22 protein-coding genes are annotated in these 23,483 nt (G+C 64.6%); 9 read left to right on the top strand and 13 right to left on the bottom strand.

Annotated features, from left to right (window positions below; all coding sequences use genetic code 11):
* The first annotated feature begins 5 nt into the window (after positions 1-5).
* Positions 6-398, top strand: a complete 393-nt coding sequence (locus ACLFLU_RS00840; protein WP_426410497.1) for a YkvA family protein — start codon at positions 6-8, stop codon at positions 396-398.
* Between the two features lie 150 nt (positions 399-548).
* Here the strand turns inward: ACLFLU_RS00840 and ACLFLU_RS00835 are convergent, their stop codons facing one another.
* Complete coding sequence (locus ACLFLU_RS00835; RefSeq protein ID WP_426410496.1) at positions 549-1,703, bottom strand: TAXI family TRAP transporter solute-binding subunit; 1,155 nt, start codon at positions 1,701-1,703, stop codon at positions 549-551.
* An 18-nt stretch (positions 1,704-1,721) separates the two neighbouring features.
* On the bottom strand, positions 1,722-2,576 hold the full coding sequence (locus ACLFLU_RS00830) for a hypothetical protein (RefSeq protein ID WP_426410495.1): 855 nt from the start codon (positions 2,574-2,576) through the stop codon (positions 1,722-1,724).
* Positions 2,577-2,611: 35 nt separating this feature from the next.
* On the opposite strand from ACLFLU_RS00830, the gene ACLFLU_RS00825 reads away from it, so the two are divergent.
* Positions 2,612-3,013, top strand: coding sequence for a hypothetical protein (locus ACLFLU_RS00825; RefSeq protein WP_426410494.1), 402 nt, complete (start codon positions 2,612-2,614; stop codon positions 3,011-3,013).
* A 66-nt stretch (positions 3,014-3,079) separates the two neighbouring features.
* On the opposite strand, the gene ACLFLU_RS00820 is transcribed toward ACLFLU_RS00825, so the two are convergent.
* Positions 3,080-4,054 (bottom strand): NADPH:quinone oxidoreductase family protein, encoded by a 975-nt coding sequence (locus tag ACLFLU_RS00820; protein ID WP_426410493.1) that lies wholly within the window; start codon positions 4,052-4,054, stop codon positions 3,080-3,082.
* Between the two features lie 221 nt (positions 4,055-4,275).
* On the opposite strand from ACLFLU_RS00820, the gene ACLFLU_RS00815 reads away from it, so the two are divergent.
* From ACLFLU_RS00815 to argG, 6 genes are all read left to right on the top strand, one after another.
* Positions 4,276-5,115 (top strand): SDR family oxidoreductase, encoded by an 840-nt coding sequence (locus ACLFLU_RS00815; protein ID WP_426410492.1) that lies wholly within the window; start codon positions 4,276-4,278, stop codon positions 5,113-5,115.
* Between the two features lie 105 nt (positions 5,116-5,220).
* Positions 5,221-5,868 carry an invasion associated locus B family protein gene (locus ACLFLU_RS00810; RefSeq protein ID WP_426410491.1) on the top strand — a complete coding sequence of 216 codons (648 nt, stop codon included), beginning with the start codon at positions 5,221-5,223 and terminating at the stop codon, positions 5,866-5,868.
* A gap of 230 nt (positions 5,869-6,098) precedes the next feature.
* Positions 6,099-7,301, top strand: coding sequence for a 23S rRNA (adenine(2503)-C(2))-methyltransferase RlmN (rlmN, locus tag ACLFLU_RS00805; RefSeq protein ID WP_426410490.1), 1,203 nt, complete (start codon positions 6,099-6,101; stop codon positions 7,299-7,301).
* 154 nt (positions 7,302-7,455) lie between these two features.
* On the top strand, positions 7,456-7,953 hold the full coding sequence (locus tag ACLFLU_RS00800) for a hypothetical protein (protein WP_426410489.1): 498 nt from the start codon (positions 7,456-7,458) through the stop codon (positions 7,951-7,953).
* Between the two features lie 115 nt (positions 7,954-8,068).
* Positions 8,069-8,845 (top strand): phosphatase PAP2 family protein, encoded by a 777-nt coding sequence (locus ACLFLU_RS00795; RefSeq protein ID WP_426410488.1) that lies wholly within the window; start codon positions 8,069-8,071, stop codon positions 8,843-8,845.
* 106 nt (positions 8,846-8,951) lie between these two features.
* A complete protein-coding gene (argG, locus tag ACLFLU_RS00790) occupies positions 8,952-10,289 on the top strand; it encodes an argininosuccinate synthase (protein WP_426410487.1) in 1,338 nt (445 codons plus the stop codon).
* A 151-nt stretch (positions 10,290-10,440) separates the two neighbouring features.
* Here the strand turns inward: argG and ACLFLU_RS00785 are convergent, their stop codons facing one another.
* From ACLFLU_RS00785 to sdhC, 9 genes are all read right to left on the bottom strand, one after another.
* Complete coding sequence (locus ACLFLU_RS00785) at positions 10,441-12,657, bottom strand: OmpA family protein (protein WP_426410486.1); 2,217 nt, start codon at positions 12,655-12,657, stop codon at positions 10,441-10,443.
* Between the two features lie 220 nt (positions 12,658-12,877).
* On the bottom strand, positions 12,878-13,120 hold the full coding sequence (locus tag ACLFLU_RS00780) for a hypothetical protein (protein WP_426410485.1): 243 nt from the start codon (positions 13,118-13,120) through the stop codon (positions 12,878-12,880).
* 66 nt (positions 13,121-13,186) lie between these two features.
* A complete protein-coding gene (locus tag ACLFLU_RS00775) occupies positions 13,187-13,573 on the bottom strand; it encodes a VOC family protein (RefSeq protein ID WP_426410484.1) in 387 nt (128 codons plus the stop codon).
* A gap of 21 nt (positions 13,574-13,594) precedes the next feature.
* Positions 13,595-14,419, bottom strand: coding sequence for an FkbM family methyltransferase (locus ACLFLU_RS00770; RefSeq protein WP_426410483.1), 825 nt, complete (start codon positions 14,417-14,419; stop codon positions 13,595-13,597).
* A 135-nt stretch (positions 14,420-14,554) separates the two neighbouring features.
* Positions 14,555-16,708, bottom strand: a complete 2,154-nt coding sequence (locus tag ACLFLU_RS00765) for an ATP-binding protein (RefSeq protein WP_426410482.1) — start codon at positions 16,706-16,708, stop codon at positions 14,555-14,557.
* 189 nt (positions 16,709-16,897) lie between these two features.
* Positions 16,898-17,680: a succinate dehydrogenase iron-sulfur subunit gene (locus ACLFLU_RS00760; protein ID WP_426410481.1), complete on the bottom strand. Its 783-nt coding sequence runs from the start codon at positions 17,678-17,680 to the stop codon at positions 16,898-16,900.
* 24 nt (positions 17,681-17,704) lie between these two features.
* On the bottom strand, positions 17,705-19,540 hold the full coding sequence (gene sdhA / locus ACLFLU_RS00755; RefSeq protein ID WP_426410480.1) for a succinate dehydrogenase flavoprotein subunit: 1,836 nt from the start codon (positions 19,538-19,540) through the stop codon (positions 17,705-17,707).
* Between the two features lie 3 nt (positions 19,541-19,543).
* Complete coding sequence (gene sdhD / locus ACLFLU_RS00750) at positions 19,544-19,948, bottom strand: succinate dehydrogenase, hydrophobic membrane anchor protein (RefSeq protein WP_426410479.1); 405 nt, start codon at positions 19,946-19,948, stop codon at positions 19,544-19,546.
* Positions 19,945-20,343, bottom strand: coding sequence for a succinate dehydrogenase, cytochrome b556 subunit (sdhC, locus tag ACLFLU_RS00745; RefSeq protein ID WP_426410478.1), 399 nt, complete (start codon positions 20,341-20,343; stop codon positions 19,945-19,947). Before sdhC ends, sdhD begins: the two co-directional genes overlap by 4 nt.
* A gap of 509 nt (positions 20,344-20,852) precedes the next feature.
* Here sdhC and ACLFLU_RS00740 point away from each other — a divergent pair.
* Entirely contained in the window at positions 20,853-21,713 is an 861-nt protein-coding gene (locus ACLFLU_RS00740) for a sulfite exporter TauE/SafE family protein (protein WP_426410477.1), read from the top strand.
* Between the two features lie 148 nt (positions 21,714-21,861).
* On the opposite strand, the gene ACLFLU_RS00735 is transcribed toward ACLFLU_RS00740, so the two are convergent.
* Positions 21,862-23,391 carry a malonate--CoA ligase gene (locus tag ACLFLU_RS00735; protein ID WP_426410476.1) on the bottom strand — a complete coding sequence of 510 codons (1,530 nt, stop codon included), beginning with the start codon at positions 23,389-23,391 and terminating at the stop codon, positions 21,862-21,864.
* Positions 23,392-23,483 lie beyond the last annotated feature (92 nt).

Genomic DNA, 23,483 nt, shown 5'->3' with positions numbered 1-23,483 from the left:
CGACTATGGTCGCCGAACACAGTGTCGGCTTCGAGCCGGCTGATCGGCTCGCGGAAGATCGTGAAAGCGTGCGCCGCCGCTTCTGGCGCAAGCTGAAGCGCGTCGCCGCGCATCTGCCGTTCGCCGAAGATCTGCTCGCCGCCTATTACTGTGCGTTCGACCGGCAGACGCCGCGCCATGTCCAGGCGTCGCTGCTGGGTGCGATCGCCTATTTCATCCTGCCGTTCGACTTCATTCCGGACGTGATGCCGGTCCTCGGCTTCACCGATGATGCCGCCGTGCTCGCCACCGCCATTCGCATGGTCGCGAGCCACATCACGTCGGAGCACCGCGAGGCGGCGCGCGCTGCGCTGAAGCGCGGGGCGGATGAGGCGGAGGCGGGAGCAGAAGCAGCGTAGCAGTTATCGCCACGCATTCCGCTGTCATTCCCCGCGAAGGCGGGGAATCCAGTACGCCGCGGCCTCTCGATTCAATCACCGGCGTCTCAGAGTACTGAATCGCTCGGTCTAGCCGGGCGATGACAGTGAGTTTGTGGAGACGAGGCGTTGCTACTTCTTCTCCGCCCGCGCCTTCTCCGCATCCCACGCCTGGAATTGCCTGAACAGCGTTTCCCTGTCCGCGTCTGACACTTTTGCGGCCGTTGGGCTCTGCTTCAAAAATGCCTCGAAGCGTTGCTGTGTCACCGGCTCGACGCCGTGCCGGTCGAGCCATTGCTGTGCCACCGGCAACCTGTTCCAGCCGGACAGAGGCGCCGCGAGCGAAACCTCCTTCCATTTGGGATGGAACGGCGGGTTCTGAAGCGCCGGGAATTTGGTGAAGAATGCGTCCACGAACAGCGCGAGCTTGCGATAGCGCTCGGTGTTGGGCGCCCAATTATAGGCCGCGAGCACCGCCGGTACCGCGATGGTGTCCACGCTCTCGCCGTCCTTGATCAGGTTGGGATAGTCCTTGGCCGACAGCGTCGCCGGCAGATAGTCGCTCTGGAGCGGCTTTGCATAGGCGACCTTCGCAAGGTGAAAGCGGCCGTCATTGCTGAAGGTCGAGACCGATTTGTACGGCTTGCCGCCGACCACGATCACGGCATCGATCTCGCCCGCTTTCAGCTTCTCCATCGCGATGCGCTGCTCGACATAGACGAATTTCGCCTTGATCCCGAGCCGCTCGAACACAGTGAGCGCGGTGACGAAGGTGCCGCCGTTCGGCAGGTCGACACTCACCGTCTTGCCTTCGAGGTCTTTCAGCGTCGCGACCGATTTCGGCGCGATCACCTGCATCTCCTCGTTGTAGAGCTTCGTCACATAGGTGAATTGCCGCTTGATGTCTTTCGCAAAGCCCTTGCGTTCGAGATAGTCGAGCGTATCGGCGCGCACGACCCCGAGATCGACACCCTGCAAAAACAGGATGTCGGCGACGCTCTGCACCGAGCCGCGGCCGACGATCGGCAGCACGCGGATCTTGTTGCCATCGTCGAGCACGGAAGCGAGATCGGCGCCGAACTGCACATAGGTGCCGCCGATCGTGCCGGTGATCAGTGTGACGGTATTGGCGTTCAGCGCCTGCTTGGTCGAGGTCGAGCCGAACTGGAAGATGGCCTTCAGGCCGTCCGAGACTTTTGCCGGATCATATTCGGTCTGTTCGGCGCGTGCCGCGAAGGCACAGATGGTCATGATGGCGGCAAGCGCCATTTTCAAAGCGTTACGCATGATTTCCCCTGAGGCGTTCTAGTTCGAGAGAAGAGCGAGGCGTTGTTCCGCCTCAGGCGATCCGAGTGCTGCGGCCTTCTGGTACCAGTCGCGCGCCGCTGCGGCGTCGGCATTGACGCTCCGCGTGTCGCGTGTGCCGAGCACGGCCGGATCATAGGTTTGCGCCAGCAGGAGTGCCGCCGCTGCATCCTGTGCATTGGCCGCGCGTTCGAGCAGCAGACGTGCCGCAGCGATGTCGCCGATACCGATCAGGCTCTTTGCGCGCGTCATCAGCCCTGCCAGCGTGTCGGCGTCGAGGGTCTTGGCCGGCGGCGGTGGCGCGGGTTGTGCAGCGACGGGCGCCGGTACAGGCACGGGCGCCTGAGCCTGTAGCGCGGTCTGATAGGCGGTTGCGATCGCCTCGCGGCTCGGCGCCGTTGACGCAGGAATGTCCCGTGCGTCAGCGCTCGCCAGCATCGCGGTGGTCACGCGCGCGGCATCCTTGACCGGACTCTGCCGTGCGGTAGGCGGATTGGCCGAAGGTGCGGCCTCGTCCGCGGCCGCGCCCATCCACGACTTGGCGTTGACGGAGAGCAGCCGGTTGATTTCGGACTGAAACAGCGCGACCGGAACCGCGATGGCCGCCGCCGCCACGATGGCGGCGAGAATGCGGGGGACGATCCTGGCTCCGGTGCGCAATTCGCGTGGCGCGAATTCGCGCGGATCCGGCGGGCTGAGCGGGTCGGACAGGAAGAGTGGAATCGGATCATCCGGAGAAAGTTCGGCGCGCGCGGCGCGTGCACGGATGTAGGACGCCGTGGGTTGATGTAATGCGACTTGATCGGAGTCGAGCGCGCTCGACCCCCCGGACGGACGGTTGACCGTCGTCTCCATGGTGATGCTCCCCAATACTGATGCAACGCGGGGCAATGCCGGTTTCAGTTTTCTTGTTGTTGTCCAGGAGCGCCCTGCAAACTGGAACCGGTAAATCGCAATTTGAATCAGCCCAAAAAACGACGGCGGTTGGCGCGAATCGGGAGATATTTGGGTTTGATTTGGGCGAGGGCGCGGAACGCACCGCAATTTTGACGATGGTGGTTGAAAAGGCTCTACCACACGGCGGCGCGCTATTCCGGCAGAAAGCGGGAGTTGGCCGCATCACGATCGAGCATCGCGAAGCCGCGCGCGCCGTCCTGAAGGGCGGCGTGAAGGAAGCGGAGGCGCAACGGCACGCTCCGATGTCGTCCTGGCGAAAGCCAGGACCCATTATCCCAAGGGGGGCTTTGACGAAGACTCGTCGTTCGGTATTGCAGACCGACTGCTCCCGATAGATTCCGCAGTATGGGTCCTGGCTTTCGCCAGGACGACTCGCGGAGGCGGTCTTCGTTATCGCATCCTCACGGATGCAAGATCACCTTGCCCATGGCTTGGCGTCCCGCGAGCACCTTCAATGCGTCGGCGGTTTGCGCCAGCGGGAAGGTGCGGTCGACATGGGAGGAGATCTTTCCTTCCGCCGTCCACTTCACGAGCTTCTCGAGATTGGCGCGGTTCTTTTCCGGATTCTGCCGGGTCCAGGCACCCCAGAACACGCCGCGGATGTCGCAGCCCTTCAGCAGCGCGAGGTTGAGCGGCATCTTCGGAATGTCGCCGGCGGCAAAGCCGATCACGAGGAAGCGGCCTTCCCAGGCGATCGAGCGCAGCGCCTGCTCGGCATACGCGCCGCCCACCGGATCGAAGATGATGTCGACGCCCTTGCCGCCGGTGAGTTTTCGCAAGCCTTCCTTCAGGTCTTCCGTGCCGTAGTTCAGCGTCAGCTCGGCACCGTGCGCTTTGGCGAATTCGAGCTTCTCGTCCGACGAGGCGCAGGCGATGACCTTCAGGCCCATCAACTTGCCGAGCTCGCAGGCAGCGAGGCCCGTGCCGCCCGCAGCTCCAAGCACTGCGAGCGTCTCGCCCGGCTTCGGGCTCGCGCGGTCCTCCAGCGCATGCAGCGCGGTGCCGTAGATGATGATGATGCCGGCCGCGCGGTCATAATCGAGATTGTCGGGAATCTTCACGATCGTTGCCGCCGGCAGCGCGATCTTCTCGCGCGCGCCGTTGTGGCCGCAGGAGGCGACCACGCGATCACCGACCTTGAGGTCAGTGACACCAGGGCCGATGCTCTCGATCACGCCCGAGACTTCAGCGGCCGGCGAGAACGGGAACGGCGGCTTGATCTGGTACTTGCCCTGAATCATCAGGATGTCGAAGAAGTTCAGCGCCGCAGCCTTGATCGCGATCACGGCTTCACCGGGACCAGCCACCGGATCCGGCACATCGGCGAGCACGAGATCGTCGGGCTGGCAATATTGCGAGCAGAGGATGGCTTTCATGGCGGCACCTTCTTGAGAGAACTTGGCGTTTCGGGACGGAATTATAGTTGGCCGGTTTTGCCGGATTTGGGGCTACCCTACAATCAGGATTCTTTGTCTGAGGAGCGCACGGGCCTATCCTCGTCATTGCGAGCGCAGCGAAGCAATCCAGACTATTTCCGCAGTACGGACACTGGATTGCTTCGCTGCGCTCGCAATGATGGAAGAGAAGGATTCAAACGATGTTTGAAACAGGTCTGCTCAGGGGCAAACGTATCCTCGTCACCGGCGGCGGCTCGGGCCTCGGCGCTGCGATGGGGCGCCGTTTCCTCACACTCGGCGCCGAGATCATCATCTGCGGCCGCAAGCTCGACCGGCTGGAGACAACTGCGAGTGAGATGCGCAAAGAGACCGGCGGCAAGGTCACGACCATCGCGTGCGATGTTCGCGATGGCGGCGCTGTCGATGACATGATGGATACGATCTGGCGCGAGGCACCGCTCGACATTCTCGTCAACAACGCTGCCGCAACCTTCATCGCGCAGAGCGAGCATCTGTCGTTCCGCGCCGCGGACGCGATCCTGGCTCCGACGCTGCACGGTGCGATGTACTGCACGCTCGCCGCCGGGAAGCGCTGGATCGATGGCAAGCACAACGGTGTCGTGCTCTCGATCCTCTCGACCTCGACCATCACCGGCCGCGCCTTCACGGTTCCCTCGGCGATGGCGAAATCGGCCGTGCTGGCGATGACGAAGAGCCTCGCGGTGGAGTGGGGCCCGAAAGGCATCCGCACCGTCGCGATCGCGCCCGGACCGTTCCCGACCGCCGGCGCATCGGGTCAGCTCCGCCCCGAGGGCCGCGACGAAGGCTGGACCGCGCGAAACCCGATGGGGCGCACGGGCGAGCACGGCGAGCTCGCCGATCTCGCCAGCTTCCTGGTCTCGGACCGCGCCGGCTATATCAACGGCGAGATGGTGGTGATCGACGGTGGCGCACATTTACGGAGTTCCGGCGCTGAAGATTTGTTGCGCTGGACCGATGCACAATGGTCCGAGCAACGCGCCGCGCGATCCAAAGTCTGACCGCTAACTGCCTTCCCAAATTGGACTTTCCCGGTTATCCCTGCGACGGGGACAAAGCAGGACCGAGCCATCTTCCAGTCACAATATTGAGGGAACCACTCCAGCATGTGGCGGGTGCTGATTTTAGCTTTGATGACTGGCGTAGCGGCCTGTGGAATCACCGATTCCGCGTGGGCGCAGACGGCGCAACCGGCGCCGAAGGCGGCGGCAAAGCCAGCTGCTGCTGCCGCCAAGACGGCGGCCAAGACTGCCGCCAAGCCCGAGAGCAAGCCGGTTGCTCCTGCCGCGGCGGTTGCGGGCGGCGCAGAGCCGACCCTGATCGGCCAGTTCGGCACCTGGGGCGCCTATTCGGCGACGCCCAACGGCAAGAAGGTCTGCTTTGCGCTGGCAAAGCCCTCGTCGTCGAAGACCAATCCGCCGAACCGGCCGCGCGATCCCGCCTATGCCTTCGTCTCGACCCGCCCGGCCGAGAAGGTGAACAATGAAGTCTCGGTCATGATCGGCTATGCGCTGAAGCCGGGCTCGGAATCCTCGGTCGAGGTCGGCGGCGCTGCGTTTGCGATGTACACGCAGGGCGACGGCCTTTGGATCAAGAATGCAGCGGAAGAGGAGCGGATGGTGGAAGCCATGCGCAAATCCGCCGATCTCGTGGTCAAGGGCGTCTCGGCCAAGGGAACGGAGACGACCGACACGTTCTCGCTGAAGGGCCTCGCCCAGGCGCTCGACCGGATTTCGCAAGACTGCCGACGATAAAGATTGCAGGCGTTAAGCCTGCGGGCTTAAGCCTTTAGGGCTAAGTAATAGCCACGGTCGCAATCGGCGGTTCCGGTTGCTATATAGAGGCGGTTCCAAGTTTTTCGCCGTCATTCCGGGGCGATGCGCGGCATCGAACTATGGCGCGCAATTGCGCACCTGAGAATCTCGAAGTTCCGGGTCGGGTCCTTTGGACCGTGCCGGAACGACCAAGCCATTAGGTCCATTCAATGCAACCGATGACCGAGCCGCGCGACGCAATCCTGGTGGAGAAGACTCCACTCGAAACCTATGTGCCGCCGGCGAAGCCATCGCTGATCGGTCTGTCACGCACCGAGCTCGCAGATCGCCTCGGCGACATCGGCGTCGCGCCCGCGCAGCGCAAGATGCGCGTGCAGCAATTGTGGCACTGGCTTTATTTCCGCGGTGCCCAGAGTTTCGACGATATGACCTCGATCTCGAAGGGCATTCGCGCCGAACTCGCCCAGCATTTCACCGTGGACCGGCCCGAAGTCGTGGCCGAGCAGATCTCCAACGACGGCACCCGCAAATGGCTGCTGCGTCTGCCAAGCGGCGACAATGTCGAGAAGGCGCATGAAGTCGAGTGCGTCTATATCCCCGAGACCGATCGCGGCACGCTGTGCGTCTCCTCGCAGGTCGGCTGCACCTTGAATTGCTCGTTCTGCCACACCGGCACGCAGCGCCTGGTGCGGAACCTCACCGCCGGCGAGATCGTGGGCCAGATCATGGTCGCGCGCGATCGCCTCAATGATTGGGCCGATCGCGAGGACGGCACGCGCCGCGTCACCAACATCGTGATGATGGGCATGGGCGAGCCGCTCTACAATTTCGACGCGGTGCGCGATGCGCTGCTGATCGTCGGTGACAACGAAGGCATCGGCATCTCCCGCCGCCGCATCACGCTGTCGACCTCCGGCGTGGTGCCGAACATCGTGCGTGCCGGCGAAGAAATCGGCGTCATGCTCGCAATCTCGCTGCATGCGGTGCGTGACGAGCTGCGCAACGAGCTGGTGCCGCTCAACCGCAAATATCCGATCAAGGAGCTGCTGCAGGCTTGCCGCGACTATCCCGGCGCCTCCAACGCGCGCCGCATCACCTTCGAATATGTGATGCTCAAGGGCGTCAACGATTCGCTCGACGACGCCAAGCTGCTGGTGAAGCTGCTCAAGGGCATTCACGCCAAAATCAATCTGATCCCGTTCAATCCCTGGCCCGGCACGGCCTATGAATGCTCGGACTGGGACCAGATCGAAAAATTCTCCGAATACATTTTCAACGCCGGCTATTCCTCGCCGGTGCGCACCCCGCGCGGCCGCGACATTCTCGCCGCCTGCGGCCAGCTCAAGTCGGAGACCGAAAAGCTCTCGGCCCGCGAACGCCAGGCGCTGCGCGCCATGGCTATGACGGATTAGTAAGATATGTGCGCGCTGTCGCCTCCGAGCGAAGCGAAGCAATCCAGAATGTCGCCGCGGAAGCAGTTTGGATTGCTTCGTCGCACCAGCGCAAAATTGCTTTGTAATTTTGTCGCGGGCTCCTCGCAATGACGGCAGTGGTGGTTTTTGCGTCATGTCCCTGATCGGCCGCCTCATCGTCATCTTCTTCGGCTTTCTCGCCGCCTGTTTCGTCGGCGGCATGATCGTCGTCGGTGCGCTGCTGTTTCCGGAGTTCTCCGATCTCGGCGCCGGTCCCGTCGATCAGGGAGCGATCGACATCCTGCTCGGCTTCGGATTCATCTTCGTCTCGGGCTTTGCGCTGGTGCCGGCCGCTGTGATCGTGGCGATCACCGAAGCGCTCTATATCCGCAGTGCGCTCGCCTATGCCGTCGGCGGCGGCCTCGTCGGGCTCGCCTGCTATCTCGGCCTCGTTCCCTTCCACTCCGACACGTTGCAGTTCGAAGGCATCGTGCGCCGTCACCTCGAGATCATGACCGGTGCGGGCATCGTCGCCGGATTCGTCTACTGGCTGATCGCCGGCCGCAATGCCGGCGCCTGGCGCCTGCCGCCGCCGCCGCCAGGCAAGCCGCCTCCACCGCTGCCATCGCATTCGCGGCCCGACGCGCCGTGACGGCAAGTCTCGCTGAGACGCATTGCGTTTCGACAACATCATGATCGGCCGGCATCGCCAGCCGCGGCCGATTCCGGGGTTTCCATCTCTCCTCGCCTCCGCTAAACCGCGCGCCATGAACCGGACTGGACTCTTCATCGCCCTGGCGCTGTGGCTCGTGATCGGCGTCGTTTTCGGCCTCTATCCCGAGCTTGATCTCAAGCTCGCTGCGCTGTTCTTCGACCCCGAGACCAAGACGTTTCCGGTCAAGCTGAATAGCTGGGCCGGCGTCGCGCGAGACGCTGCGATGTGGGTCTCCTGGGCCTTCATGTTGCCTCCGCTGGTCGCACTCGTGGCCAAGATGATCCGGCCCGATCGTCCCTTGATGGTGTCGGGGCGCGCGATCGTGTTCCTGCTCGTCACGATGATCCTGTCGGCCGGCATTCTCACCAACCTCACCTTCAAGACCTATTGGGGCCGGCCGCGGCCGGTGGTGGTGACCGAGTTTGCCGGCGACCAGCAGTTCGTGGCGTGGTGGGATCCGCGCGGCGATTGTGCGCGCAATTGCTCGTTCTTCTCGGGCGAAGGCGCGACCGCGTTCTGGACAATAGCTCCTGCCGCGTTGGCGCCCCCGGCGTGGCGGCCGCTCGCCTATGCCGGCGCGGTGGTGTTCGGCGCCGCGACCAGCGGGCTCCGCATGGCCTTTGGCGGGCACTTCTTCACTGATGTCGCGACCGCGGGCCTCGTCAGCTTCGTCGTGATCTGGTTCGGCTACGCGCTGATCTACCGCTGGCCACGGACCCGGTTTTCGGACGCGGCGGTCGATGCCGCCCTGACCCGACTGAACATGCCCGCCTACCGGCTCCGCAAGCGCCTGTTCGGCGGCAAGACCGGCCCGGCCCCGTCGATTTGAGCCATTAAATGCGTGCTGAGCCTCGCGAAATTTGATATTCGCGCGGTCAAACCGCACAAGCCATTAGCCTTTGCCATCAGCCCCCTGAGACCCGATTGGAAGCGCCATGACCACGATCCTGAAAAGCCTGCCCAAGGGTGAGAAAGTCGGCATCGCGTTTTCGGGCGGCCTCGACACCAGTGCGGCGCTGCTCTGGATGAAGCAGAAGGGCGCGCGCTGCTACGCCTATACCGCCAATCTCGGCCAGCCTGACGAAGCCGACTACAACGAGATCCCGCGCAAGGCGGAAGCGTTCGGCGCCGAGAAGGCCGTGCTGGTCGATTGCCGCATGCAGCTCGTCCACGAAGGCATCGCCGCGATCCAGTCGGGCGCCTTCCACATCTCGACCGGCGGCATCACCTATTTCAACACCACGCCGCTCGGGCGCGCGGTCACCGGCACGATGCTGGTCGCGGCGATGAAGGAAGACGGCGTCAACATCTGGGGCGACGGCTCGACGTTCAAGGGCAACGACATCGAGCGCTTCTACCGCTACGGCCTGCTGACCAATCCATCCTTGCGCATCTACAAGCCCTGGCTCGACCAGCAGTTCATCGACGAGCTCGGCGGCCGTGCCGAGATGTCGGCGTTCATGACCGCGCAAGGCTTCGCCTACAAGATGAGCGCCGAGAAGGCGTACTCGACCGACAGCAACCTTCTCGGTGCCACGCACGAAGCAAAAGATCTCGAAAGCCTCGACAGCGGCATCAAGATTGTCAACCCGATCATGGGCGTGCCGTTCTGGCGCGACGACTGCAACGTCAAGGCCGAGAAGGTCGTCGTGCGTTTCGAGGAAGGCCAGCCCGTCGCGTTGAACGGCAAAACTTTCAGCGACCCCGTTGCGCTGTTCCTCGAAGCCAACGTCATCGGCGGCCGTCACGGCCTCGGCATGAGCGACCAGATCGAAAACCGGATCATCGAGGCCAAGAGCCGCGGCATCTACGAGGCGCCCGGCATGGCGCTCTTGCACATCGCCTATGAGCGTCTCGTCACCGGCATCCACAACGAGGACACGATCGAGCAGTACCGCATCAGCGGCATGCGCTTGGGACGTCTGCTCTATCAGGGCCGCTGGTTCGACTCGCAGGCCCTGATGTTGCGCGAGACCGCGCAGCGCTGGGTCGCACGCGCCGTCACCGGCGAGGTCACGCTGGAGCTGCGCCGCGGCAACGACTATTCGATCCTCAACACCGAGAGCCCGAACCTCACCTACGCGCCGGAGCGGCTCAGCATGGAGAAGGTCGAGGACGCCGCCTTCACGCCCGCCGACCGCATCGGCCAGCTCACCATGCGCAATCTCGACATCGCCGACACGCGCACCAAGCTCGGTCTCTATTCGAAGACCGGACTGCTGTCGGGCAGCGAAGGCTCGCAGATCTTCAGGCTCGAGAACGACAAGGATTGAGGCCCTCGTAGCCCGGATGGAGTGTAGCGAAATCCGGGAATCTTGCCGAGCGTCGAAATCCCGGATTGCGCTTCGCTCCATCCGGGCTACGGACCCCAAAACAAAAATGGCCGGGATTGCTCCCGGCCATTTTGCATTTGTGGGCGTCGCCTCAGCGCGGCGGCGTGACGCCGGGCGGGGGCGGCGGCAGCGAGGCCTGGCCGCCGTTGAGCAGCGGCGTGATGCGGCGGACGGTGACGCGCCGGTTGATGCGGCTCGGGCCGTCGGTCTGCTCCTTCAGATACTGCTTGCCGTAGCCCTGCGACGTCAGGTTCTCCGCGGGCACGCCAAACTGCTGGGTCAGCAATTCGGCTGCGGATTGCGCACGGCGATCCGACAGCGACAGATTGTCGACGTCGTTGCCGACCGCGTCGGTGTGTCCCTCGATCAGGAACACCTCGCGCGGGTTGCGCTGGATCGCACGGTTGAGGCCGTCGGCAATTGCCTGCAGCCGCGCCGCCTGGTCCGGCGGAATGGTCCACGACCCCGTCTCGAAGTTGATCGTGTTGACGTCGATGCTCGGCATCGTCATGCGGACGTTCGGCGAGTAGCGGATCTCATCGAGCGAATAACGCCGCTCGATCCGCTGCACCGGCGGTGCCTCCATGGTCTCGTAGATCACGTCCGGCGACGCTTCCTGGGCATCGACGATGTAGCGATCGTAGGGGATGTTCACGACCGGCGGCGGCACGTCGACATAGAAGCCGCCGACCGCGCGCGGATCGCGATAGCTGTTGTCGATGATGACGAGCTCGCGTCCGCCGGGGTCCCTGCGGATTCGACGCAGCAGCGAACCGTCCGGACCGACCACGGTGATGATCTCGCTGCCATCGGGACGGATCACGACGGTGCGGGTTTCGCCGCCGATGGTCTCGGTGCGGATGTCGCGGGCGCCATAGCGGAAGCGATAGAGATCGTTGCCGCGGACGTATTCCTGCCCGCCCGGGTCGCGGATGATGATGCGATCCGGCTCGGTGTAGACGGTGCGGCCGCCTTCGACGATTTCCTGCCGCTGATTGCGGTAGTCGGCAATGGTGGCGCCGATCACGGCACCGGCCACGACGCCCGCGCCGAACGCAAGCGGCGTCAGGTCACGCTGCGGCGGAGGCGGCGGAGGCGGTAGCGGGGCGACAACTGTCGGAGCTGCGCGGAAGGCCGGTTGAACCGTCGGCGGCGCGTATTGCGCCTGGTTCGGCGGCGGTGCAGCGGCCGCCGTGGCAGGGACTACCGACGGCGCCGCGACGCCCGGCGGAGGAGCTGCGGGCCGGGGCAGGGCACCCGCCTGCGGCGCCGCAGGCGGTGTTCCACCCTGACGTCCGGGCGGCGTCACCGCGCCGCCGGGAGCCGGCGTCGCCGTCGGAGCCGGGGTTGCACCCGGAGCCGGTGTTCCTGAAGCCGGCGGAGCGCCCGGACGTCCGAGCGGCGTCGTCGGGGTGCCACCTGGCGTCGGCGTGGCGCCTGCAGCCGGTGTTCCCGGAGCCGGGGTTCCTGCGGCCGGCGGAGCGCCCGGACGTCCGGGCGGGGTCGTCGGGGTGCCACCTGGCGTCGGCGTGCCACCTGCAGCCGGTGTTCCCGGAGCCGGTGTTCCTGCGGCCGGCGGAGCGCCGGGGCGTCCGGGCGGTGTAGTGCCAGGCGCTGGCGTCGTGGACGGTGTGGGTGTGGCTGTCGGGGCCGCAGGCGTCGTGGCCGGGCGAGCTGCCGGCGCTGCGGTCGATGGCGTGGGCGTTGCGGTCGGAGCTGGCGTTGCCGCCGGCGCAGGCCGTGCCGCAGGGGCCGCTGACGGTGGCGTGGCTGCAGCAGGCGGAGGTGTCAGCGGGGCAGCCGGACGCGCCGGTGCTGCCGCGGGCGGCGGCGGAGTCGGTGTCGGTGCGTGCTGCTGCGGAGCTGCTGCCGGAGGAGGCGGCGGTGTCGGTGCATGTTGCTGCGGAGCCGCGGCCGGAGGCGGCGTCGGCGCCTTGGGTGCAGCAGGCGGCGGCGGGGGTGGCGGCGGAGCCTGATGGGTCGCGGGCGGCGGGGGCGGCGGCGTCGGGCGTGCCGGCGCAGCAGCGGGCGGAGGCGCGGCGGGCGGATGCGGCGGGGCAGCCGCCGGCGGCGGTGCGGCCGGTGCCTTGGGCGCAGCAGGCGGAGGCGGCGCTGCCGGGTGCGCGGCGGGCGGCGGACCCTTCGGCGCTTCCTTCGGAGGCTGCTTCGGTTTTCCGTCAGGGCCCAATTCTGGCTGGGCCTGCGCGACCACGAGCGGCGGCGCGCTTTGCGCATGTGATGCGGAGCTTGCAAATTGCATCGCAGTCAGAGCGGTCGTGGCAAGCAGCACGAAACGAAGGTTGGTCATGTGGTTCAACTTCCCCGGAAGGTTCTTTGACGAAGTCTTGGTGTGACGAAGTGTTGGTGTGACGAAGTGTTGGAATGAACGTCTACGCGTTAGGCCGCATTGTGGCGGGCGAAGCGGTCGCGGCCCGATTTATTTCTGCACGCAAATCACGTCACTATGACAACGTTCATTGCGCATTCAGACGCCGGTTGCAATCGCCTCACATGTGATCGCTCTCGTCTCACATCTGATCCTGCGACGATTTGGCATCCGTCGCGGGATTCGGCGTGAGCGGACCGTTCGGTCCGTGCGATGGAATCTCTTCAGGCATGCGACCCGGCAATTCATCGGGCCGCGGTGATTCGCCGGGCTCGCGCACCGGCGGCGTGATTTCAGGCTGCGGATTGCCCGGCGGAATTCCGGGCGGTGGCTCGGTGGGCGTGCCGGGTGTCGATGGCGGTATCTCGGGCGGTTCAATCGGCATCACAAAGATCAGTTGTCAGGAGAACGACAACGATGACGCCGTGCCGATGTTCCCCGTTGCGCCGCGCTATTCTGGTGCGTGACAGACTGCCTCGATGTTGTGGCCGTCGGGGTCCAGCACGAAGGCGCCATAATAGTACGCGTGATAATGCGGGCGAAGGCCGGGCGGCCCGTTGTCGCGCCCACCGGCGGCCATCGCAGCCTTGTAGAAGGCGTCGACGGTCGCGCGGTCCTTCGCGAGGATCGCGACATGCACCGGCTTGTTCATCGCGCCCTCGCCGCCGATCCAGAAATCCGGCTTGCCGCCGGCGCCGAAACCTGCTGCCGCGGCGTGTCCGGTCTGTTCAGCCGTCACTTCCATGATCAGGCTGTAGTCGAGCGGCGCCAGGGCCTTGCTGTAGAACGCTTTCGCGCCCTCATAGTCGGAGACGGAGAGGCCCAGGTGATCGATCATCGTAACCTCCGTGGTTCATCGTCAGCGTGACAGGAACGTATTGCTTCGTGTCTTGCGCGCGATGGTAAAGCCGCGCGCGACCATGTCGGCGATACAATCTTGTTGCCATTCGTTTTGTGACAGATGCTCGATCACGACCGCGCGGGGCCACAGCGCTTGCCGTGCGTCGCGGAAGAAGCCGATCAGCACGCGGTCCTCAAAACCCTCGACGTCGATCTTGAGCGAATCGACTTGGCCGACGCCGGCCTCTTCCAGAATGCGCGTGAGTCGCAGCGACGGCACCTTGATCGCATCATTGCTGGCAGCGCCGGTGACGACATGCGTGGCGCCGAGATTGCCGCCGCCGCTTTCGATCATCAGCTCGCCGTCGCTGTCGCCCGCGGCGGCCTGCACCAGGCGCACCTGCGTCGCGTTCGATGCGGCATGGTTGAACGAGAGCCGTCCAAAGGTCAGCGGATGCGGCTCGATCGCGATCACCTTGCCATTGCTGCCGACATGCCGCGCCATGACCAATGCGAAGGTGCCGACATTGGCACCGACATCGACGAACGTGCCGCCGGCCTGCGTGTGCTGGCGCAGGAAATCGAGCTCGTCGAGATTGTAGTCGGGGTTGAACAGCGCGCCGCGTTCGGTCGCGCTGCCCTGGTGATAGAAGCGGAACGAGGCGCCCTGATATTGCACGTCGACCGGGCCGCCGCGCAGCAGATTGACCAGCCGCGACATCCAGGGCCGGAACGCCCCGCGCTTCAGCCCCGATCCTTGCGCGAGGCGAATGATCGCGGCCTGCGCTGCGTTCGGCGCAAACGCGCCGAATGGCGCGGATGAAAGGGCATTGTCGGGCGTCAAGCAGGCGGTCCTCGTTGCAGGCGGCGCATGCTTAGCCGGTTTTGCCGAGGGCTACAATTTCGGTGTCGTCCCGGGGGCGAAGCGAGCCCGGGACGACGGAGAGTGCCTCACGCCGCCTTTTTCGCCGCCGCCTGATCACTCGGCGGCGCCGCGGGGCACCCGCTTGAGCCGCGCAGCGTGGTGCAGGACGCGCGACAGCTCCTCGATCGAATAGGGCTTCTGCACGAGATCGAGGCCGGCGCCGCCGCCTTGCGACAGCGCCTCGCTATAGCCCGTGGTCAGCACGATCGGCACACCGATGCAACGATCGCGGATCGCCTGCGCGAGATCGAGGCCGGTCATCCCCGGCATGACGACGTCGGAGAATACGACATCGAAGCGATCGGCATCGCCGACGAGCTCGGCGAGCGCGTCGGTGGCGTTGTCGACCAGCGTGATGCTGTAGCCGAGCTCGGTCAGCCCGTCGGCGGCGAAATTGCCAAGCTCGATATTGTCCTCGACGACCAGCACCGACATGCCGCTGCCCGCGACGGCCGGTGCGGTGGTCGGCGCCTGGCTCCGGGGCAACCGATCCGCCGGTACGCGCGGCAGATAGAGCGAGAAGGTGCTGCCCTGGCCGACCTCGCTCATGACGGTCACCTCGCCGCCGGATTGCCGGGCGAAGCCGAACACCTGCGACAGGCCGAGGCCGGTGCCCTGGCCGACCCGCTTGGTGGTGAAGAACGGCTCGAAGATGCGGCCCAATTGCGCGGCGGGAATGCCGATGCCGCTATCGCTGACGGCGACGCAGACGAAGCCAGGATTTTTCAAGGTCTGGTTTCCGGAGAGGTGCGCGAGCGTGTCCGGAACATTCGCCGCCGCGTGCACGGTGACGACGATCCGGCCCTTGCCCTGCATGGCGTCGCGCGCGTTGGTCGCCATGTTGATGATGGCCGTCTCGAACTGGCCGGCATCGGCATTGACGAGGCAGGGCTCGGCCGGCAACTCCGTGACAATTTCGATTGCCGGTCCGAGCAGCGTGCTGAGCATATCGCGCAGCGACTGCATGCGATCGCCGATGTCGAACACTTCGGGCTTCAAGGTCTGGCGCCGCGCAAAAGCCAGGAGCTGCGAGGTCAGCTTGGCCGCGCGCGCGACCGCCTCGGCAATCGCGGTGATGTAGCGCTGCCGCCGCTCCTCGCTGATTTGCGGGCGATTCAAGAGATCGACGGACGCACGGATCACGGTCAGGAGGTTGTTGAAGTCGTGCGCGACGCCGCCGGTGAGCTGGCCCAGCGCTTCCAGCCGCTGGCTGTGCTTGAGCGCCTCCTCGGCCTCGCGCCGCTTGGCGGCCTCGGTCTGGAGATGCTGGGTGCGGCGGAAGGCGAAGGCCAGCAGGGTGAACAGCAGCGCGGTCGCGGGCACGCCGAACACAAGATGCTGGCTCATGGTGGCGAGCCAGCGCGCGCGGATCGCCGACGTTTCGAGGCCGGCGCTGACATAGATCGGATATTCGGCGACGCGCCGGTAGCCGATGCGCCGCTCGATCCCATCCGATGGCCAGGCGATGGTCATGAGCCCATGATCGGGATGGGCTGCGATGCCTCGGCCGACAGGACCGTTTGGATCGAGCCTGAAATCGCGATCAAGCCGCGGGAAATGCGCCAGCAGCACGCCGTCGGCGCGTCCCATCGCGAAGAAGCTACCGGGATCAGTCCCGATCCTGGCGTAAAAGCTCTCGAAATATTCCGGCAGAACGGACGCCTGGATCACGCCGATGAAGCTGCCGTCGTCGGAGTTGCGGCGGCGGCTGACGCCGAAAAAGCGCGCGCCCTGGTAGGGTGGCCGCGGCGTCAGCGAAGCGCCGATGTAGGTGCCGATGTTCTGGTCTACATGGGCATAGAAGTAGTCACGATCGGCAAAGCTCTGATCCGGCGGCGGCGAGGCGAGACTGTTGACCAGCGACTTTCCGTTCGCGTCGAAGATCCAGACCGATTTGAGCTGCGGCAGCGCATCGGTCAGCTGCTTCAGGCGCCGGTGCAGCACTGGTTCCCGCGACCGGATCATATCGTCGGGAAGGTCGCGTATGACCTCGTTAAGCTCGGCGAGGCTGCGATCGATGGTCTCGAACACCTTGAGCGCGTGCTCATGCGCGACATCGACCGTGCGCTCGATCTCACGGTCGGCGATGTCGTGCGTCGAATTGTAGGAGATCGTGGAAGCGATGGCGAACAGCGCAATCGGCAGCGCCAGGGATGCGGCCATCATCCACTGCAAGAGTCTCAGCGAGTTGCGTTGTGCGCCCTGCACGGTCGCTCCGGTCCCCCGACCGGAAGCTTACTAGAATCTCGCGCTGGGAAGGAAGTGGCTTGTAGTTTGAACCGGAGGTTGTGGTTCTCGAGTTCGCGCGTAACGCGGGTTGGGGTGAATTCTACCCAAAATCGCAGCAACGGCAGAACGTCCCGGGCATTCCGGCCCGGGATCGCAGCATGAAGGCGCTTAGATCTGGCGCTCGACCATCTTGAGCTTGAGCTCGGCGATGGCTTCGGCCGGGTTCAGGCCCTTCGGGCAGGCCTTGGCGCAGTTCATGATGGTGTGGCAGCGATAGAGCCGGAACGGGTCTTCGAGATTGTCCAGCCGCTCGCCGGTGGCCTCGTCGCGCGAATCGGACACCCAGCGGTTGGCCTGGAGCAGCGCGGCGGGACCGAGATAGCGGTCGCTGTTCCACCAATAGCTCGGGCACGAGGTTGAGCAGCAGGCGCAGAGAATGCACTCGTAGAGGCCGTCGAGCTTCTCGCGATCCTCGTGGCTCTGGCGCCATTCCTTCTGCGGCGTCGGCGAGGTCGTCTTCAGCCACGGCTCGATCGAGGCATACTGGGCGTAGAAATTGGTGAGGTCGGGGACCAGGTCCTTCACCACCGGCTGATGCGGCAGCGGATTGATCTTCACCGCGCCGTCCTTCACGTCGTGCATCGAGCGGGTGCAGGCCAGCGTGTTCTGGCCGTCGATGTTCATGGCGCAGGAGCCGCAGACGCCTTCGCGGCAGGAGCGGCGGAAAGTCAGCGACGGATCGATGTGGTTCTTGATCCAGATCAGGCCGTCCAGCACCATCGGACCGCAATCATGGGTGTCGACGTAATAGGTGTCGACGCTCGGATTCTTGCCGTCGTCCGGATTCCAGCGATAGACGCGGAATTCGCGAACGTCGGTCGCGCCCGCGGGCTTCGGCCAGGTCTTGCCGCCGGTAATCTTGGAGTTCTTCGGAAGTGCGAATTCAACCATTTCGATAAAGCTTTCGCTGTTCGCTCAGTACACGCGCGCTTTGGGCGGGATGTACTGCACGTCGTTGGTCATGGTGTAGTCGTGAACCGGGCGGTACTCGATCTTGACCTTGCCGGCATCGTCCAGCCAGGCCAGCGTGTGCTTCATCCAGTTCTTGTCGTCGCGCGCGGAGAAGTCCTCGCGCGCATGCGCGCCGCGGCTCTCGGTGCGGTTGGCGGCCGAATTCATCGTCACCACCGCCTGCGAGATCAGATTGTCGAATTCGAGCGTCTCGACGAGATCCGAATTCCACACCAGCGAGCGGTCGGACACGGCGATGTCGGTGATGCCGCTGTGGACCTTCTCGATCAGGTTCTGGCCTTCGCTCAGGATGTCACCGGTGCGGAACACGGCGCAGTTGTTCTGCATCACGTGCTGCATGCCTTCGCGCAGCTTTGCGGTCGGCGTGCCGCCCGCGGCGTAGCGGTAATGGTCGAGGCGGCCGAGCGCGAGATCGGACGAATTCGCCGGCAGCTCGGGCTGCTTGGCGTTCGGCGTCAGCTTCTCGGCGAGACGCAGCGCAGCGGCGCGGCCGAACACGACGAGGTCGATCAGCGAGTTCGAGCCGAGGCGGTTGGCGCCGTGCACGGAGACGCAGGCGGCTTCGCCGATCGCCATCAGGCCCGGGATGATGGCGTTGTCGTCGCCATCCTTCTTGGTCAGGACTTCGCCATGATAGTTCGTCGGGATGCCGCCCATGTTGTAGTGCACGGTCGGCACGATCGGGATCGGCTCGCGCGTCACGTCGACATTGGCGAAGATCTTTGCGGATTCGGAGATGCCCGGCAGGCGTTCGGCGAGCACCGCGGGATCGAGATGGTCGAGATGAAGGAAGATGTGGTCCTTCTTCTTGCCGACGCCGCGGCCTTCGCGGATCTCGATGGTCATCGCGCGCGAGACGACATCGCGTGACGCCAGATCCTTTGCGGAGGGTGCGTAGCGCTCCATGAAGCGCTCGCCCTCGGAGTTGACGAGATAGCCGCCTTCGCCGCGCGCGCCTTCGGTGACGAGACAGCCCGAGCCGTAGATGCCGGTCGGGTGGAATTGCACGAACTCCATGTCCTGCATCGGCAGGCCGGCGCGCAGCACCATGCCGCCGCCGTCACCGGTGCAGGTATGCGCCGAGGTGCAGGAGGCGTAGGCGCGGCCGTAGCCGCCGGTCGCCAGGATCGTAGTCTGGGCGCGGAAGCGGTGCAGCGTGCCGTCGTCGAGCTTGAGCGCAATGACGCCGCGGCAGGTGCCCTGGTCGTCCATGATCAGGTCGATGGCGAAGAACTCGATGAAGAACTCGGCCGCGTGGCGCAGCGACTGGCCGTACATCGTGTGCAGCATGGCGTGGCCGGTGCGGTCGGCGGCGGCGCAGGTGCGCTGTGCCTGACCCTTGCCGTAGTCCATGGTCATGCCGCCGAACGGACGCTGGTAGATCTTGCCGTCTTCGGTGCGCGAGAACGGCACGCCCCAATGCTCGAGCTCGTAGACCGCGTCGGGCGCGTTGCGCACCATGTATTCGATCGCGTCCTGGTCGCCGAGCCAGTCCGACCCCTTCACGGTGTCGTACATGTGCCAGCGCCAGTCGTCCTTGTGCATGTTGCCGAGCGAAGCCGAGATGCCGCCCTGCGCCGCAACCGTGTGCGAGCGCGTCGGAAACACTTTTGTAATGCAGGCCGTCTTCAGGCCGGCCTCGCTGCAGCCGACCACGGCGCGCAGGCCCGCGCCACCGGCGCCGACCACGACGACGTCATAGGTGTGGTCTTCGATCGGATAGGCTTTGCCGTTGGTGGCGGGAGCGCCGTTGCCCTTGCCATTCGTCTCGTTGGCCATGGCTTACACTCCGGATGACAGTTGGAGAATCGCGTAGATCGAGGCGAGCGCAACCGCGACCGCGAAGAAATTGTTGAGCATGATCGAAGCGAGCTTCAGCTTCTCGTTGTGGACGTAATCCTCGATCACGACCTGCATGCCGATCTTCATGTGCCAGGCGCTGGCGACGATGAAGAGCAGCATGATGATGGCGACCGGCAGCGAGCCGAGGATCTGCTTGGCGCCGGCCTGGTTGCGGCCGAGCAGCATCATGATGATCACGATCACCGGGATCATCAGCAGCGTCATCGCCACGGCCGTGAGGCGCTGGCGCCAGAAATCGGATGTGCCGGAATGCGCGGCGCCGAGATTGCGGACGCGGCCGAGCGGGGTGCGCATGCTGCGCTTCGGGGTGTCGGCAGTGCTCATCGTCCACCTCCGATCGCGTAGGCGATGATCCAGATCAGCACCGTCAGGGCGATGCCGCCGATCAGTGCGCCCCAGGTCAGCGCTTCGCGCTCATTGGCCTTGAAGCCGTAGCCGAGGTCCCACACGAAGTGCCGGATGCCGCTCAACATGTGGTGCATCAGCGCCCAGGTGTAGCCGAACACGATCAGGCGGCCGATGATGCTGCCGGTGAAGGCCTGGACGTTGGCGTAGGCGGCAGGGCCGGAGGCCGCCGCAACCAGCCACCAGACTAGCAGCAGGGTTCCGACGTAGAGGGCGATACCGGTGGCACGGTGGACGATGGACAGCGCCATCGTCAACGTCCAGCGGTAGATTTGCATGTGTGGGGAAAGCGGTCGTTCGATCCGTGCGGTCATGGGCTTTTGATGTTTATGGCGGCCCAGCAGAGGGCACGCGGGGATCGCGAGAGGTCGGTTCTATTTACGGAGTCGATTTCGCCTGCGCAATCACCAAATCGCCATAAATGGAACCTGGGTTCAGCTCTACGGCGTTGATGCAACAAGCCAATCAGGGGCTTGGTATACCAGAGCGATGGTGCACCGACCAAGGATAGAATATAAATTCATCTCTTGCGACGACCGCCAAGGCGCATTGAAATCACTATTGGAACGGCTCTAAGCCACCGATCGGTGGTCACCGTTCGAACCAGTCAGTTCATGACGGCCAAGGCCGCGTAGCTGGGCGATGCGTCGTTTCCAATTTCCACCTTACGCATCGATTTTCCGTCAGGCGGCGGATATGCACATCCTGCATTCCACCCCAGCCGGAAGGCAGGGCGTGTCGACCACGCAAATCGGATCGCCTACAGCTTGCTGCGCGGCTCATTCCGAACGGACGAATCGGAGGGGTTGCGGGGCAGGTCCGGATGATTGCAGGTCTTGATATCAAGGAGCTCGTCGAGCTCGCGCTGTTGCTGATCGCAGTCGGCGCGCTCTCAGGATTCCTCGCTGGCGTGTTCGGCATCGGCGGCGGCGCGATTCTCGTGCCGGTGTTCTACGAATGCTTCCGCATCGCCGGCGTGCCGCTCGAGGTGCGCATGCCGCTCTGCGTCGGCACCTCGCTCGCCGTGATCATCCCGACCTCGATCCGTTCGTTCCAGGCACATTACAAGCGTGGTGCGGTCGACATGTCGATCCTGCGCGTCTGGTGGCTGCCGATCGTCATCGGCGTCGTCGCCGGCAGCGTGATCGCGCGCTATGCGCCGGAGCGGCTGTTCAAGATCGTGTTCGTCTGCGTCGCCTATTCGGCCGCCGTGCGCCTGATTTTCGCGCGCGAGACCTGGAAGCTCGGCGACGACTTGCCGCAGGGACCGTTGATGCGCGTCTACGGCTTCTGCGTCGGCATCTTGTCGACGCTGATGGGCATCGGCGGCGGCCTGTTCTCGAATCTGCTGATGACGTTCTACGGCCGGCCGATTCATCAGGCCGTCGCGACCTCGTCGGCGCTCGCGGTGCTAATCTCGATCCCCGGCGCGCTCGGCTACGTCTATGCCGGTTGGCCGGCAGCCGCGACCTATCCGAGCGTCTCCGCGCTGCAGATCCCCTTCGCGCTTGGCTACGTCTCGCTGATCGGGGCCGTGCTGGTGATGCCGATGAGCCTGGTCACAGCACCGCTCGGCGTGAGGGCCGCGCATGCGATGTCGAAACGCACACTGGAGATGGCGTTCGGCTGCTACCTGTTTATCGTCGGCAGCCGGTTTGTGATAAGCCTGGTGGGCGGACAGTAGTCGCCACAAACTCCGTCATTGCGAGCGCAGCGACTTGTCCGCCGAAGCCTTCGGCGAAGGCGGAAGCAATCCAGAATCCATCCGCAGCGGCAGTCTGGATTGCTTCGTCGCAAGGGCTCCTCGCAATGACGGCGCGAGAGCGTCGCCCCTATTTCTTCGCAAAAATATCCTTGTACGTATCCCGCAGCACGTTCTTCTGCACCTTGCCCATCGTATTCCGCGGCAGCTCGTCGACAACGAAGACGCGCTTGGGCATCTTGAATTTTGCCAGCCTTCCGTCGAGCGCCTTCAGCACCGCAGCTTCAGTCACATCGGCGCCCTTGTTGCAGACCAGCACTGCCGTGACGCCCTCGCCGAAATCGGCATGCGGCACGCCGATCACGGCGGACTCGATCACGCCCGGCATGGCGTCGATCTCGCTCTCGATTTCCTTCGGATAGACGTTGAAACCGCCGGAGATCACGAGATCCTTGCCGCGGCCGAGAATATGGACGTAGCCCTGGCCGTCGATCTTGCCGAGATCGCCGGTGATGAAGAAACCATCGGGCCGGAATTCCGACTTGGTCTTCTCCGGCATGCGCCAGTAGCCCTTGAAGACGTTCGGGCCCTTGACCTCGATCATGCCGATTTCGTCGCGCGGCAGCTCCTTGCCCGTTTCAGGCTCGGTCACGCGCACGGAGACGCCGGGGAGGGGAAAGCCGACCGCGCCGGGCACGCGCTCGCCGTCATAGGGGTTCGACGTGTTCATGTTGGTCTCGGTCATGCCGTAGCGCTCGAGCACCGCGTGGCCCGTGCGCGCCGACCATTCGCGATGAGTCTCGGCCAGCAGCGGCGCCGAGCCCGAGATGAACAGCCGCATATGCTTGGTCGTCTCGCGCGACAGCGCGGGATTTTGCAAGAGGCGCGTATAGAACGTCGGCACGCCCATCAGCACCGTGGCACGTGCCATCAGCTTGATGATCAGGTCCGGATCGAGTTTTGGCAGGAAGATCATCGACGCCCGCGAAAACAGCGTCACGTTGGTCGCCACGAACAGGCCGTGGGTATGGTAGATCGGCAGCGCGTGGATCAGCACGTCCTTGTCGGTGAAGCGCCAGTAGCCGACGAGCGAGAGCGAGTTCGACGCGAGATTGTCGTGGCTGAGCATCGCGCCCTTGGAGCGGCCGGTGGTGCCGGACGTGTAGAGGATCGCGGCGAGATCGTCGCTCGCCCGCGGAACGGTCGCGAATTCGCTGCTCGCCGTCTCGGCGGCATCCGTCAGCGAGCCCTTGCCGTCAGGCCCTAACGTCTCGACCTTGGCCTTCACCTTGGCCGCGATCGGGGCGAGCCCTTCGGCCTTGGCGGGATCGCAAACAACGAGCGACGGCTCGGCATCGCCAATAAAATAATCGAGCTCGTTCAGCGTATAGGCGGTGTTGAGCGGCAGGTAGACCGCGCCGGCCCGCACCGTGCCGAGATACAGCACGATATTGGCGACTGATTTCTCGACCTGAACCGCGACGCGATCGCCGGGCTTCACACCGCGCGCGACCAGCACATTCGCCATTTGGCCTGCCCGTGCGATCAGATCGCCATAGCTGATATGGGCGCCGTCCTGCGTCTCGATCGCGAGACGTTTGGGATCGTCGAGGCCGTCGAACAGGCGGGAAAACAGATTGGCACTGGCTGCTTGGTTCATGCAAGATTTCCTCGACCGCAAGGCAAACAAGGCCGGTCAAAACCGAGGGCTGGATTAGCAAAAACCGCCCCAATGAAGCAACGGAGACAGTT

The organism is Bradyrhizobium ganzhouense, assembly GCF_049949285.1.
Classification (GTDB): Bacteria; Pseudomonadota; Alphaproteobacteria; order Rhizobiales; family Xanthobacteraceae; genus Bradyrhizobium; species Bradyrhizobium ganzhouense.
Note: the sequence above shows the minus strand (reverse complement) of the source record. Positions and strands in the feature narration are given on the sequence as shown.